Origin of the sequence: Bradyrhizobium genomosp. I (2014) (assembly GCF_000261685.1) — a bacterium.
Lineage (GTDB): Bacteria > Pseudomonadota > Alphaproteobacteria > Rhizobiales > Xanthobacteraceae > Bradyrhizobium.
This window is the reverse complement of record NZ_AJQE01000073.1, coordinates 17,681-31,264: the sequence shown is the minus strand read 5'-3', so window position 1 is coordinate 31,264 and position 13,584 is coordinate 17,681. Positions and strand designations below refer to the sequence as shown.

The 13,584-nt window shown below is 65.6% G+C and carries 13 protein-coding genes; 6 read left to right on the top strand and 7 right to left on the bottom strand.

Annotated features, from left to right (window positions below):
* Positions 1-179 precede the first annotated feature (179 nt).
* Positions 180-1,313: a zinc-binding dehydrogenase gene (locus tag IC50_RS07370; protein WP_035702428.1), complete on the bottom strand. Its 1,134-nt coding sequence runs from the start codon at positions 1,311-1,313 to the stop codon at positions 180-182.
* A gap of 44 nt (positions 1,314-1,357) precedes the next feature.
* Positions 1,358-2,641 carry a phosphopyruvate hydratase gene (gene eno / locus IC50_RS07365; RefSeq protein ID WP_035702426.1) on the bottom strand — a complete coding sequence of 428 codons (1,284 nt, stop codon included), beginning with the start codon at positions 2,639-2,641 and terminating at the stop codon, positions 1,358-1,360.
* A gap of 124 nt (positions 2,642-2,765) precedes the next feature.
* Between eno and queF the strand changes: the two genes are divergently transcribed.
* On the top strand, positions 2,766-3,254 hold the full coding sequence (gene queF, locus IC50_RS07360) for a preQ(1) synthase (protein ID WP_035702423.1): 489 nt from the start codon (positions 2,766-2,768) through the stop codon (positions 3,252-3,254).
* Positions 3,255-3,377: 123 nt separating this feature from the next.
* Here queF and IC50_RS07355 read toward each other — a convergent pair whose 3' ends face one another.
* Positions 3,378-5,213 carry a lytic transglycosylase domain-containing protein gene (locus tag IC50_RS07355; protein WP_244429555.1) on the bottom strand — a complete coding sequence of 612 codons (1,836 nt, stop codon included), beginning with the start codon at positions 5,211-5,213 and terminating at the stop codon, positions 3,378-3,380.
* 341 nt (positions 5,214-5,554) lie between these two features.
* Between IC50_RS07355 and IC50_RS41165 the strand changes: the two genes are divergently transcribed.
* The gene (locus tag IC50_RS41165) at positions 5,555-5,818 is read left to right on the top strand and encodes a hypothetical protein (protein ID WP_157460910.1); all 264 of its coding nucleotides are present in this window, start codon (positions 5,555-5,557) and stop codon (positions 5,816-5,818) included.
* Positions 5,819-5,852: 34 nt separating this feature from the next.
* The gene (locus IC50_RS07350; protein ID WP_035702435.1) at positions 5,853-6,356 is read left to right on the top strand and encodes an SH3 domain-containing protein; all 504 of its coding nucleotides are present in this window, start codon (positions 5,853-5,855) and stop codon (positions 6,354-6,356) included.
* A gap of 55 nt (positions 6,357-6,411) precedes the next feature.
* On the opposite strand, the gene IC50_RS07345 is transcribed toward IC50_RS07350, so the two are convergent.
* The 3 genes from IC50_RS07345 to IC50_RS07335 all read right to left on the bottom strand — a co-directional run bounded on the left by IC50_RS07345 (position 6,412) and on the right by IC50_RS07335 (position 8,932).
* Complete coding sequence (locus IC50_RS07345) at positions 6,412-7,617, bottom strand: MFS transporter (RefSeq protein WP_035702420.1); 1,206 nt, start codon at positions 7,615-7,617, stop codon at positions 6,412-6,414.
* A complete protein-coding gene (gene kdsA, locus IC50_RS07340; RefSeq protein ID WP_035702418.1) occupies positions 7,617-8,480 on the bottom strand; it encodes a 3-deoxy-8-phosphooctulonate synthase in 864 nt (287 codons plus the stop codon). The genes IC50_RS07345 and kdsA overlap by 1 nt, the downstream gene beginning before the upstream one ends.
* A gap of 125 nt (positions 8,481-8,605) precedes the next feature.
* Entirely contained in the window at positions 8,606-8,932 is a 327-nt protein-coding gene (locus tag IC50_RS07335) for an NIPSNAP family protein (RefSeq protein ID WP_035702417.1), read from the bottom strand.
* A gap of 187 nt (positions 8,933-9,119) precedes the next feature.
* Between IC50_RS07335 and IC50_RS07330 the strand changes: the two genes are divergently transcribed.
* The 3 genes from IC50_RS07330 (at position 9,120) to IC50_RS07320 (ending at position 11,942) form a co-directional block, all read left to right on the top strand.
* On the top strand, positions 9,120-9,794 hold the full coding sequence (locus IC50_RS07330) for a response regulator (protein WP_035702415.1): 675 nt from the start codon (positions 9,120-9,122) through the stop codon (positions 9,792-9,794).
* On the top strand, positions 9,791-11,167 hold the full coding sequence (locus tag IC50_RS07325) for a sensor histidine kinase (RefSeq protein ID WP_035702412.1): 1,377 nt from the start codon (positions 9,791-9,793) through the stop codon (positions 11,165-11,167). The genes IC50_RS07330 and IC50_RS07325 overlap by 4 nt, the downstream gene beginning before the upstream one ends.
* A gap of 112 nt (positions 11,168-11,279) precedes the next feature.
* Positions 11,280-11,942, top strand: coding sequence for a class I SAM-dependent methyltransferase (locus IC50_RS07320; protein WP_035702410.1), 663 nt, complete (start codon positions 11,280-11,282; stop codon positions 11,940-11,942).
* Positions 11,943-11,946: 4 nt separating this feature from the next.
* Here IC50_RS07320 and IC50_RS07315 read toward each other — a convergent pair whose 3' ends face one another.
* Positions 11,947-13,578, bottom strand: a complete 1,632-nt coding sequence (locus IC50_RS07315; RefSeq protein WP_035702407.1) for a CTP synthase — start codon at positions 13,576-13,578, stop codon at positions 11,947-11,949.
* Between the last annotated feature and the right edge of the window lie 6 nt (positions 13,579-13,584).

Below are 13,584 nucleotides of genomic sequence, written 5' to 3'. Positions count from 1 at the left end.
ACGGCAGCCGCACCGAGGGCGGCGGCACCTGTGAGCAAATGACGGCGATCGAGATCAGTCATGGAGAGGTCCCCTTCTGAGCGCCCGCGGTTTTTCCGCCCGCAATGGCGGCGGAATAATCTCCCGCTTCGCTCAGAAGGCAAGACCCTCCTTCAGTGACGTGCCGTCGCACATCGCGATTATTTATTTGGATTGATGAGGAATTTTTCGCCGGTGGCGCGTTTGGCGTACACCGCGATGTTGGCGGGATCGAGCACCTCGGCCAGCGATACCACCTTGGTGTAGTGGCTGGCGAAGGTGGTCTTCAGCTCCGACGCCACGCGCTGGCGCAGGCGGCTGATCTCGGCCGGGCCGATGTTCTGCAGGAACGGCGTCAGCAGCCAGCCCCCCACGCCCCAGCTCAGGCCGAACGAACGGTTCAGCTCCGTTGGCCGCGTGTCGAGGCTGCCATAGATGTAGACCTGCTTGTACACGTTGGAGCCGTAGCGGCTGTATTCCTTCGCGGTCTTGTTGGCCGCAATTTCCATGGCGGTCAGAATCTGGCCTGCCAGCTTGCCACCACCGATCGCATCGAAAGCGATGGTGGCGCCGGTCTCGACCAGCGCGTCGGTAAGGTCGTCCATGAAGCTCGGCGCGCTGGAATCCACGACGTGCTTGGCGCCGATCTTGTGCAGGATGTCGGCCTGTTCCTTGCTGCGCACGATGTTGACGAGACCGATCCCGTCCTTGATGCAGATCTTGTTGAGCATCTGGCCGAGATTGGAGGCAGCGGCGGTGTGCACGAGCGCCTTGTGGTTCTCCCGTCGCATCGTCTCGGTCATGCCGAGCGCGGTCAGCGGATTGACGAACCAGGACGCGCCGTCGGCGGCCGTCGTGCCCGCCGGCAGCTCCATGACGTCGCGGACCTTGAGCACGCGATACTGCGTGTACATCGCGCCGCCGATCATCGACACCGTCTTGCCCATCAGCGCTTTTGCCGCGTCCGACGATCCGGCCCGGATCACCGTGCCGGCGCCCTCATTGCCGACCGGCAACGACTGATCGAACCTGGCCGCCATCATCCGCATCGCCGCCTCCGGCATCGTCGCGGTGATGACCGGCATCTCCTTGGTGCCGGAGACCTTGGCGGCCGACATGTCGGCCGGTCCGATCAGGAGCCCGAGGTCGGACGGATTGATCGGCGTCGCCTCGACGCGAACCACGACCTCATCGTCGGCCGGCTCCGGCGTCGGGACATTCACCAGGGACAATTCCAGCTCGCCGCTCTTCTTCAGCAGCGAGCGCAGTTGCAGCCCGGTCTTGTCGTCGCTCATGTCGATCCTCCCCTGTCCGTCTTTGCGTGGACCGAAGCTCCGGCCTACGCCAGCGCCTTCAATGCCGCCTTGCCGCCGTAGAGCGCCTGCTTGCCGAGCTGCTGCTCGATGCGCAGGAGCTGGTTGTATTTGGCGGTGCGGTCGGACCGCGCAAGGGAGCCGGTCTTGATCTGACCGCAATTGGTGGCGACGGCGAGATCGGCGATGGTGGAATCCTCGGTCTCGCCGGAGCGGTGCGACATCACCGAGGTGTAGCCGGCCTTGTGCGCCATCTCGACGGCGGCCAGCGTCTCGGTCAGCGTTCCGATCTGGTTGACCTTGATCAGGATCGAGTTGGCGCGGCCTGCCTTGATGCCGTCAGCGAGGCGCTTGACGTTGGTGACGAAGAGGTCGTCGCCGACCAGCTGGCACTTCTTGCCGATGAGGTCGGTGAGCTCCTTCCAGCCGTCCATGTCGTCTTCCGACATGCCGTCCTCGATGGTCACGATCGGATAGCGCGAGACCAGGTCTGCAAGATACTTCGCCTGCTCGGAGATCGAGCGGGTCTTGCCCTCGCCTTCGTAGACGTATTTGCCGTCCTTGAAGAACTCGGTCGAGGCGCAGTCGAGGCCGAGCACGATGTCGGCGCCCGCCTTGAAGCCGGCCTTGCCGATCGCGTTCATGACGAAGTCGAGCGCGGCATCGGCCGACGGCAGGTTCGGGGCGAAGCCGCCTTCGTCGCCGACATTGGTGTTGTGGCCGGCCTTCTTCAGCTCCGACTTCAACGTGTGGAAGACTTCGGCGCCGTAGCGCAGGCCCTCGGCGAAGGACGACGCGCCGACGGGCAGGATCATGAACTCCTGGAAGTCGATCGGGTTGTCGGCGTGCACGCCGCCATTGATGATGTTCATCATCGGCACCGGCAGGAGGCGCGCGGAGGTGCCGCCGACATAGCGGTAGAGCGGCATGTCGAGCGAGTTCGCGGCCGCCTTGGCGCAGGCGAGCGAGACGCCGAGGATGGCGTTGGCCCCGAGCCTGCTCTTGTTCGCCGTGCCGTCGAGGTCGATCATGATCTGGTCGATCTGGGCCTGCTGCTCGGCGTCGAGGCCGCTCAGGGCCTCGAAGATCTCGCCGTTGACGGCGCCGACCGCCTTGGTGACGCCCTTGCCGAGATAGCGGGCCTTGTCGCCATCACGCAGTTCTACCGCCTCGTGAGCGCCGGTCGAGGCCCCCGACGGCACCGCGGCGCGGCCGAGCGCGCCGTCCTCCAGCACGACATCGACCTCGACGGTGGGATTGCCCCGGCTGTCGAGAATTTCGCGGCCGATGATGTCGATGATGGCGGTCATGGGAGCCTCATTTCGAGAAACAAAGGGGGCAGTTGGCGGTGCTTCTACCGCAATGCATCGAAGTGGAAAAGGCCGGGTGACGGCCGCCGGATGATTGGCTAAGAGGGTCGCTCGGAGGCGCCTCATGTCGAAAAAGCCCAGCAAATCGAAGAACTCAAGCCTGGACCCGGCTGGCCTGCAGCTTGGCCACGCGGTGGAATGGCCGGACGCGCCCGAAAAGGCCCAACTCGACCGCGTGCCCAATCCGCAGAAGGGCACCGATTATCTGGTGCGGTTCACCGTACCGGAATTCACCTCGCTCTGCCCGGTCACCGGCCAGCCGGATTTCGCGCATCTGATGATCGACTACGCGCCGGGTGCGTGGCTGCTGGAATCGAAGTCGCTGAAACTCTATATCGCGAGCTTCCGCAACCACGGCGCCTTCCACGAGGACTGCACCGTGATGATCGGCAAGCGCATCGCCTCCGAGATCAAGCCGAAATGGCTGCGCATCGGCGGCTATTGGTATCCGCGCGGCGGTATCCCGATCGACGTGTTCTGGCAGACCGGCCGCGTGCCGAAAGGCCTGTGGGTGCCGGAGCAAGGGGTCGCGCCCTATCGCGGACGGGGTTAGTTAGCACCCCGGGCGCGCCGTGCCCGACCAGAAGCCCTGCCGGGGCAGACCGGCTGCCTGATCGCACGGCTGGATGGCCCATCGCAGGCGCGCGACACGCGAGTAGGTTGACGATTCACGAGCTCACCGGCTGGCCCCTCGCATGTCCACCTCGAGACCTGGAGGCGCGCGCTCGCCGAAGCGTGAGCGATAGGCCTGAAGATTCTCCATCACGCGCTGTACGTAGATGCGCGTCTCGGTGAAAGGGATACGCTCGACCCAGTCGATCACATCGACGCTCGGATCGCGAGGATCGCCGTAGCGCGCGATCCATTGCTTGACCCGCCCACGCCCAGCATTGTAGCCGACCAGGGCGAGGACGTGGTTCCCGTCATACGTCTTGAGAAGATCAGCGAGCTCCGCCGACCCGAGTTGCACGTTGTAGGCGGGATCGGTGCGCAGCCGCGCGGGATCGAACGCGATGCCCAACCGGCGGGCGATCGTGCGGCCGGCCGCGGGTGTCACCTGCATCAATCCCGAGGCCTTTGCCGCAGATTGCGCACGCCTGTCGAAGGCGCTCTCCGCTCGCGCCACCGCGTAGACCAGACTTGCAGCCGCCTTCGGGCCGACGGAATCGTAATTGGGCACACCGAAATTGGGAAACGCATACCGTTCGAGCGCAAGGCCGCGCGCCAGCCCGCTCTTGCCGATGGTGAGCGTGGCGCGCGCATCCCGCTTCCTGGCGGCCGCCTCGGCCATGAACGCCAGCAAGCCAACGTCGGCGGTGCGTCCGACGTCAGCGACGAACGGGATCACCAGATCGTCGTTGCCGGTCGCGTAGAGCAGTTCGATCGCGCGGACGAGATCGTTTTTCGACAATCTTGCGCGTTCTCTTGCACCAGGGCCCGGCGCTTGCGGCAGCGAAATTTCGCGACGCCCCAGTCGGGCGCTGGCCAACTGGCCATAATAGGCGGCTGCGCGCTTTGAGGCCGCGGCATAGTAGTCGTGCGCCTTCTTGCCGTGGCCGCCCGCTTCCGCGGCCCGTCCGAGCCAGTACGCTGCGCGCGCCAGCGACGTCGGATGGGTCGTGATCGCAGGGATGTGCGCGAAGTGCTGTGCGGCCAGATCGGGGTCGTTCAGAAAACGCAGCGCAATCCAACCCGCCGTAAACGATCGATCGACGCGGAGGCTCTCCCTGGAAGGGGAAGCGGCACCGCGGGCGATTCGGTAAGCGGCCTGCGCCCTGCCGGCGTCGAGCAGTCGGCGCACCAGGATGCGGCGCTCGACCCACCATGCATCGGCATGATCCGAAACGGATGTGCGAGCGCCGGCCGACAGCAGCATTTGCGCAGCCTCCGCAATGCGGTCGTTGCGACGAAGCCACTGGATGCGGGTGAAGAGGAAGGCGGGATCGGCGCCCGCAGTCACGGATGCCGCATCGAGCAGGGCACCGCTGGTCTTGGCGTTTCGGATGACGGCTGCCCGCGCCTTCACGATCGCGCGGTCGGCGGAGGTGAGACGGTTCGCCGCACGCGTGGCCCCGCTGATATCGTCCGCGTAAAGACGGGAATCCATGCGGGCCCTGTGATCGGCAGCAGTGAGGAGGTGGCCGAACCGTGCGAGCACCTGGGCCTCGGACTCCGCGGTGAGACTGCCTTCGTGCCAGGCGGACCGGACGTATTTTCGGGCTGCGGCTTGATCGCCACGCTTCGACAAGGCTCCCGCAAGCGCGAGCTTGCCCAACGGCCCCAACGGTTCCTGCCGGGAGAAGAAGGTCAGAACGGTTTCGGGGTCGCGCCGCTCGAACCAGAGCCTGGCTTCTGCCCGTCTTCGAAACAGATCGTGGCCAGGCCAGGACGGATTGGTGCGCACGAAGGAAGCGTAACGCTCGAAGACGATCGCATCGTCATTGGAACGCAGGATGACCCACTCCACCAGATTTCGGCTTGCACGATCCCCAATTCGATCACTGCGTTCCATCGCCAGCTCCGCCCTCCCCTGACGGGCCAGACGGATCGTCTCCTTCAAACTGCCGAGGCCTGCAGATGACGGCGTATGAGCGAGAGCGGAGCTCGACCTCGCGGACTGGCCGCGCGACCTCGCGCCAACACCCCTGGAACTCGGCGCCGCCTTGCTCGATGAAAGAAGCTCAGTGATCGCATCGGGCGCATCAGCACGTCCTTTCGGAGCGCCGACTGCCGCCGAACCGGCAACCAACAGCGCCACAGCCGCCAAGGACAAGGTGCGGATGAAGCCAGGGCAACGCGTCTGCGGCATGAAGAGCTGCTTGAAGAGTGAGGAGCCGTGCGCGATCGACTTCAATGTCGAACGACGGCAAAAGCTTGGCGCGTCTGCCAGGATGGTTAACCAAAGCGCCCGACTGTTTTGGTTTCGTTGCGCGCTTGGTCCTCTACCGTACAAAACTCGATCTCAATTCGTTCGCGCACGGTGTATCGAATTTTTTCGCGCGAGCGGTGAGCTCTCATTTGAACGTCCGGGATCTCACGCTGGGACTTTCAATGATCGAAAGCCTCGCAACATCACGAGTGGAAAGACCGGCACTTGAACGCGTCAAGACGATTTGAAATCTCGACATGGCAGCGTGCGCTGCGAAGCTTGATGCGGGCCGTCACAATTCTCGTGCCGACCTTGCTTGGCAGTTCACTCGGCTCCGCGTCCGGCTCCGAGCTTGGCGACCGGAGCGGCCTTCCGCTACCCCGCTTCGTCTCGGTCAAGAGCAAGCCGGCCAATGTCCGCGTCGGGCCAGGCGTCGACTATCCGCTGCGATGGACGTTCGTTCGCCGTCATCTGCCCGTCGAGATCCTGGCGGAGTTCGGCAATTGGCGACGCATTCGCGATGCCGATGGCGAAGAAGGCTGGATTCTGGCGGCGTTGCTGTCCGGTCGGAGAACCGCCTTGATCGCTCCCTGGTCAGCCGCCAAGCCGGTGCGGCTTCTGAATCGTTCCAGGCAGAACGCGAGGGTCAATGCGGTCGTCGAGCCGCGCGTTCTCGTCAGGGTGGAGACGTGCACCGGCACGTGGTGCCACGTGCGAGCTCAGACCTTCACCGGTTACGTCCGGCAGTCCAGACTGTGGGGCGTCTATCCCGGCGAAGTATTTTGAAGAACCGGCAGGATCACGCGATCGATCGTGCGTCGCCGTTGCACGGAAGCAATTGTCAGTGCGCATCCGCAGGAGCCCGCTGCCTGAGCAGCCGGGCGCAGACGAAGCCGAGCACCACCATGATCACCGCACTCGCGAACAGGGTCGGCATCTTGCCGGCATGTTGGAGCCCGGCACCATAGGCGAGCGGTCCGACGGTCTGCCCCATGAAGAAGAAGAACGAATGCAGCGACAGCGCGGTGGCGCGCGCCTCGACCGAGAGCTCGCTGGCAAACACCTGAAGACAGCCATGGGCGATGTAGAAGCCCCATCCCATCACGATGAGGTTGAGCGCCTGCACTTCCCAGCGCGGACCGAACGCGACGGCAACGAGCTGTGAGGCGACCAGGGTCATGCCTGCGATCATCATGCCCTTGACGCCGAGCCACGGCAGCAGCCGCGACACCGTCAGCGTGTAGAACAGGCCACCCACCGCAAAGCCTGCGATGACGAGGCCCGCGATCGACAGCGAGGTCTGGCCGAGATCGAACAGGAACGAGGCGATGTAGGGAAACAGGCCGAGCACGCAGCAGCCTTCGATGAACACTGCCGAGTAGCAGACATAGGCATTCGGATTCGTGAAGATGGTGCGGTAGCCGGCCTTCAGCGCCGAGAGGCTCGTTTTTGGCGGATGCTTGACCTTGGCGCCGCGAAAGCCGGCCGCGACCGCGATCGACGCCACGATCACGAGCCCGCCGAGCACCGCGAGCACGCCGCGCCAGCCGAGGAAATCGCCGATCAGGCCCGAGGCCGAAGCACCGAGCAGATTGCCGGTCATGGCGCCGGCCAGCGTGCGGCTGATCGCGACCTGCCGCTTCTCGGGCCCGACGAGATCGCTGGTCAGGCTGAGCGCCACCGGGAACACACCGCCCGAGCCGATGCCGGCGAGGATACGGGTGGCAAACAGGACCGAGAACGAGGTCGAGAATGCGCCCAGGATGTTGGCAAGGCCAAGCAGCGCGAGGCAGCCGATCATCAGCCGCGTCTTGCCGAACAGATCGGCCGCAGCGCCGATGATCGGCTGGATGATCGAGAAGGTAAAGGCGAACACCGCGGCAAAGCCCGCGGCGGTGGCGATGCTGACGCCGAAATCCTCGGCGACGTGCGGCAGCACCGGGTCGAGCGCGCGCGCCGACAGGGCTGCGGCGAAGCTCGCGCCGGAGATGACGTAAAGCGCTGCCGGCAAGCCGTGATCGTGCGGCCGCGCCTCGCCTTGCTGCATCAGCGCGGGCCGGTCTTGACTGTTTCTTTGGCGAGCGCGTCGAATGCCATCAGTCTGGCGATCAGCCCCTCGAACTCGCGCAGCGGCACCATGTTGGGCCCGTCCGACGGCGCATGATCGGGATCAGGATGGGTCTCGATGAAGACGCCGGCAACGCCGACCGCAACGGCGGCGCGCGCCAGCACCGGCACGAACTCGCGCTCGCCGCCCGAGGAGGTCCCCTTCCCGCCCGGCTGCTGCACGGAATGGGTGGCGTCGAAGATCACGGGTGCGCCGGTGGTGCGCGCCAGGATCGGCAGCGCGCGCATATCGGAGACCAGCGTGTTGTAGCCGAAGGACACACCGCGTTCGGTGACGAGCACGTTGGGATTGCTGGCGCCGGTGATCTTGGTCACGACGTTCGCCATGTCCCAGGGCGCCAGGAACTGGCCCTTCTTGACGTTCACGACCTTCCCGGTTGCGGCCGCGGCAAGAAGGAGGTCAGTCTGCCGGCACAGGAACGCAGGGATCTGCAAGATATCCACCGCCTGCGCCACCTCGGCGCATTGCGTGGCTTCGTGCACGTCGGTCAGCACGGGAAGGCCAAGCGAGGAGCGGATTTCCGCGAAGATCGGCAGCGACTGAGCGAGGCCAAGCCCGCGCGCCGCCGAAGCGCTGGTGCGGTTGGCCTTGTCGAAGGAGGTCTTGTAGACGAGGCCGACGTTCAGCCGCGCGGCAATCTCCTTCAGCGCGGAGGCGACCTCCAGCGCATGCTGACGGCTTTCGAGCTGGCACGGCCCGGCAATGATCGAGATCGGCAGGTCATTGCCGAATTTGACCGTGCCGATGGTGACGACCGGCGCCGCTGACGTCGAAGAGCTCAAGACAAATCCCTCGTTTCGGCGCGACCATAGCCGCGATGAGGGTCGGATCAACCCTATTTGGCGCGGCCATTCGAATATCAGGGTTGCGCCGGGGGTTCCCGGCGCCGCCCCTGCACGGCAGCTTCCTACTTCACCGCAGAGAAGGCAGTCGGCGTCAGGAGCTGGCTGACTATATTGCCGACGATCTGGCCGTCGGCTTCCGACTTCGCCCGCGCCTCGAGCCAGTCCGGGTCCGTCATGAACGCGCCCCACTTCTTCTCGCGCTCGGCGAGCGAGTCCCAGGCCAGAAAATAAGTCAGCTCCTGGTTGGATTCACCGATCAGCGTTGTGAAGAATCCGGCCTGCTTGATGCCGTGCTTCTCCCAGATCTTCAGCGTGGCGGTCTCGAACCGCTTCAAGAGCGCCGGCAAGCGGCCGGGCACGCAGCGATAGACGCGCATTTCGTAGATCATTCATGTTCCTCCCTAACAGGTCCGGCGGTTATAGCGGCTCGCCCCGATGGTGTCTTGAGCCCAGCCCGGCCGCCCCCGTAGCGCTCCGCGCATGGCTTGCGCGTCCGGCGCGGCGCCGGGCTCCCGCAATGCTGCCGCAATGATCGGGCCGCTAGAAAGACGCAGTTGCGGTTCAGGTGCCTGTTACATGCGGATTTTGCTGGTCGAGGATGAAGCGGAAATGGCCGGCGCGCTCGCCTCGGCGCTGAAGCGCTACGACATGGTGGTGGACCATGCTCCGACGCTCGCCGAGGCGGAGGAGGCCATTTCCGCCGACGTCCATGCCGCCGTCCTGCTCGACCGCCAGCTTCCTGACGGCGATGGCCTCGCCCTGATCCCGAAGCTCCGCGCCCGCGCCGACGGCGTGCCGATCATCGTCCTGACTGCGCGCGGGGAGCTCGCCGACCGCATCGCCGGGCTCGACGGCGGGGCCGACGACTATCTGGCAAAACCGTTTGCCGTCGAGGAGTTGCTGGCGCGGCTGCGCGCCGTGCTGCGGCGCCCGGCCGGCCTCTCCCCCGAAATCATCCGCGCCGGCCGCATCGCCTTCGATGTCGGCCATCGCGAGGCCAGCATCGACGGCCAGCCGTTCGAGCTGCCGCGCCGCGAGCTCCTGGTGCTCGAAGCCTTGGTTCGTCGCATGGGCCGAACCGTGCTGCGCTCGGCGCTGGAAGAGGCGGTCTACAATTTCGACGACGAGATCCAGTCGAATGCGCTCGACACGCATGTCTCGAGGCTCCGACGAAAGCTCGCGGAAGCCGATGCGGGGATCGAGATCCACGGCATTCGCGGCGTCGGCTATCTCCTCAAGAGGTTGCCATGAGCAAGCACCACGATCCCTATTGCTTGCGCTCGCGGCTGAGCTGGCGCCTGCTCTCGCTTCAGGCCGCGATCCTGGTCGCGCTGGTTGCAATCGTGCTCGCCGGGCTTTGCGCCTCCGGCTTCGTGCTGGCCGAGAGGGACGAGGACCGCGTGATCGATGTCGTCCAGCGCGCGCTCACGCGCGACGCGCAAGGCGCATTGGCCTTGCGGCCGACGGCCGAGCTGAAACAGCTGCGGAGTGAGACGCCGGACCTCTGGTTCCTGGTGCGCGACCGGCAGGCTCGTTCGCTCAGCGAAGGCACCGTGCCGCCCGAATTCGCCGCGATCGGCGGTGGCCTTGACCAGGTCAGCCAGGCGCGGCTCGGCTGGCAGCTGTTCGGGGACGATCCGCGCAAGCCGGCGGCGCGGATGAAGCGGGTCGACACCGATGCGGGCAACGTGCAGGTCATCACGGCGACACAAGGACGCCTGACCGGCGCCAAGGCACTGTTCACGACATCCCTTGCGTTCCTCGGCATCACCCTGCCCGGCCTGCTCCTGATGGGAACGGCGACGTTCATTGCCACGCCAATGATCGTACGGCGCGCGTTCAGGGGGCTGGATTCCGCGGCGGACGAGGCGCGGCGCATCGACATCCATCAACGCGGCGCGCGGCTCCCGATAGAACGGATTCCGCTCGAGGTCGTGCCGCTCGTGACCGCGATCAACGACGCGCTGGCGCGGCTCGACCAGGGCTATGCCCGCCACAAGCGCTTCGTCGCGGACGCCGCACATGAGCTGCGCACGCCGATCGCAATCCTGAACACGCGCCTGGAGTCACTTGCGCCCGGGCCGGACAAGACCCGCCTGCTGGAGGATGCCGCACGCCTGGCGACGCTTGCCGAGCAATTGCTCGACATCCAGCGGCTCGACCGCTGCGGCCATCCATTCACACGCCTCAATCTCGTCGCCGTTGCGCAAAGCGTCGCTGCCGACCTCGCCCCGCTGGCGATCGCGGCCGGCTACGAGCTGGCGCTCGATGCGCCGTCGACACCTGTCGAGACGATCGGCGATGCGGCGGCGCTGGAGCGTGCCCTCACCAATCTCGTGCAGAATGCGATCCAGCACGGCCCTCGCCGCGGCACGATCGGGATACGCGTCGTCAGGCCTGCAAATATCGAAGTCACGGATGAAGGCGCCGGAATTCCCGCCGATCAGCGCGAACAGATCTTCGAGCCGTTCTACCGGCTAGCGCCGCTCGATCGCGGCGCCGGCCTCGGCCTCAACATGGTGCGCGAGATCGTGCAGCTGCATGGCGGCCACGTTTCAGTGGTGGACGGGCCGGAGGGCGGCGGCTGTTTCCGGATCACGCTGCCGCCGGTCCGACAGGATTGACTCAATCCGCATCCACGTCCGACAGCGCAATGCTGTCGCAATGCGCCTCCGCAACACTGCATCCGTCTCACCTCTGATCTCGGGAGGTGCAAACCAAGATGCCGGAGTGCGCATGCCCAACGATTTCCTTTCCTTCTTCCTGTCCTGGATGTCGTCCCCGCGTCGGGTTGGTGCGGTCGCACCATCGGGTGCGGCGCTGGCCGATCTCATCACGCGCGAGATCAGCGCGACGACGGGTCCGATCCTCGAGCTCGGGCCCGGCACCGGCGCGTTCACCTACAAGCTGCTCAAACGCGGCGTCCGGCCGCAGGATCTTACGCTGATCGAATACGGCTCCGACTTCATGAAGCTCCTGCAACTGCGCTTTCCCGGCGCGCGCGTGCTGTGGATGGACGCAGGCCGGCTTGCGACCGAGCGGCTCTATGACGGCGCCCCCGTCGGCGCGGTCGTGAGCGGGCTGCCGCTGCTCAACATGTCGAGGCGCAAGGTCATCTCGATCCTCAGCGGCGCGTTCAGCTATGTCCGTCCAGGTGGCGCCTTCTACCAGTTCACCTATGGCATGAGCTGCCCGGTGCCGCGGCCCGTGCTCGACCGGCTGGGCCTGCGTGCAAAGCTCGTGGATCGCGCCTTGCTGAACGTGCCGCCCGCCGCCGTCTACAGGCTGACGCGGCGACCACAGATGAAGCTGATCACGGGATCGCTTGCGCCCGAACCATCAGCGCGGGCCGCGTTGGAGCCGATGCATCACGCGCGCGACTCCTCCGCCGCGCGCTGAGCCGTCAGACCAGCCGGCTCTGCACCATCGCCGCCTGAATGAACGAGGCGAACAGCGGATGCGGCTCGAACGGCCGCGACTTCAGCTCGGGGTGGAACTGGACGCCGATGAACCAGGGATGGTCCTCGTACTCGACGATCTCAGGCAGCACGCCGTCGGGCGACAACCCTGAGAATTTCAGGCCATGCTGCTCGAGGCGGTCCTTGTAGGCGGTGTTGACCTCATAGCGATGGCGGTGGCGCTCGGAAATCTCGGTGGCGCCGCCGTAGACCTGCGACACGCGGCTGCCGCGATTGAGCGCGGCGGGATACGCCCCGAGCCGCATCGTGCCGCCGAGGTCGCCGGCCTGCGAACGCTTCTCGAGCTCGTTGCCGCGCAGCCACTCCGTCATCAGGCCGACCAGCGGCTCCTTGGTGGGGCCGAACTCGGTGGAGTTGGCATCCTCGATGCCGACGAGATTTCGCGCCGCCTCGATCACCGCCATCTGCATGCCGAAGCAGATGCCGAAATACGGCACGTCGCGCTCGCGCGCGAACTGCGCCGCCCTGATCTTGCCTTCGGCACCGCGCTGGCCGAAACCGCCGGGCACCAGGATGCCGTTGACGTGCTCGAGGAACGGCGCCGGATCTTCCTTCTCGAAGATCTCGCTCTCGATCCAGTCGAGATTGACCCTCACCTTGTTGGCAATGCCGCCATGCGAGAGCGCCTCGATCAGCGACTTGTACGCATCCTTCATGCCGGTGTACTTGCCGACGATGGCGATGGTGACGTTGCCCTCGGGGTTGCGGATGCGCTCGTTGATCTCCTGCCAGCTGCGCAGCTCCGGCGGAATCCGCGAGGCGATGCCGAAGGCGGCGAGCACTTCGTCGTCGAGGCCCGCGTTGTGATACGCCTCGGGGACCGCGTAGATGTTGTCGACGTCGCGCGCCTCGATCACGGCGCTTTCGCGCACGTTGCAGAACAGCCCGAGCTTGCGCCGCTCTTCCTTCGGGATCTCGCGGTCGGTGCGGCAGAGCAGGATGTCCGGCTGGATGCCGATCGAGCGCAGCTCCTTCACCGAATGCTGCGTCGGCTTGGTCTTGAGCTCGCCGGCGCTCGGAATGTAGGGCAACAGCGTCAGATGGATGTAGACGGCATGATCGCGCGGCAGCTCGTTCTTGAGCTGGCGGATCGCCTCGAAGAACGGCAGGCCCTCGATGTCGCCGACGGTGCCGCCGATCTCGACCAGCACGAAGTCGAAATCGTCATTGCCGTCGAGGACGAATTCCTTGATCGCGTTGGTGACGTGCGGAACCACCTGGATGGTTGCGCCGAGATAATCGCCGCGGCGCTCCTTGGAGATGATGTCCTGGTAGATGCGCCCGGTGGTGATGTTGTCGGCCTTGGTCGCAGGCCTGCCGGTGAAGCGCTCGTAGTGACCGAGATCGAGATCGGTCTCCGCGCCGTCATCGGTCACGAACACTTCGCCGTGCTGATACGGCGACATCGTTCCGGGATCGAGGTTGAGATAGGGATCGAGCTTGCGGAGGCGGACCTTGTAGCCCCGGGCCTGCAACAGGGCACCGAGTGCCGCTGAGGCCAGTCCCTTGCCGAGCGAAGAAACCACGCCGCCGGTGATGAATATGTACCGCGCCATGGGACT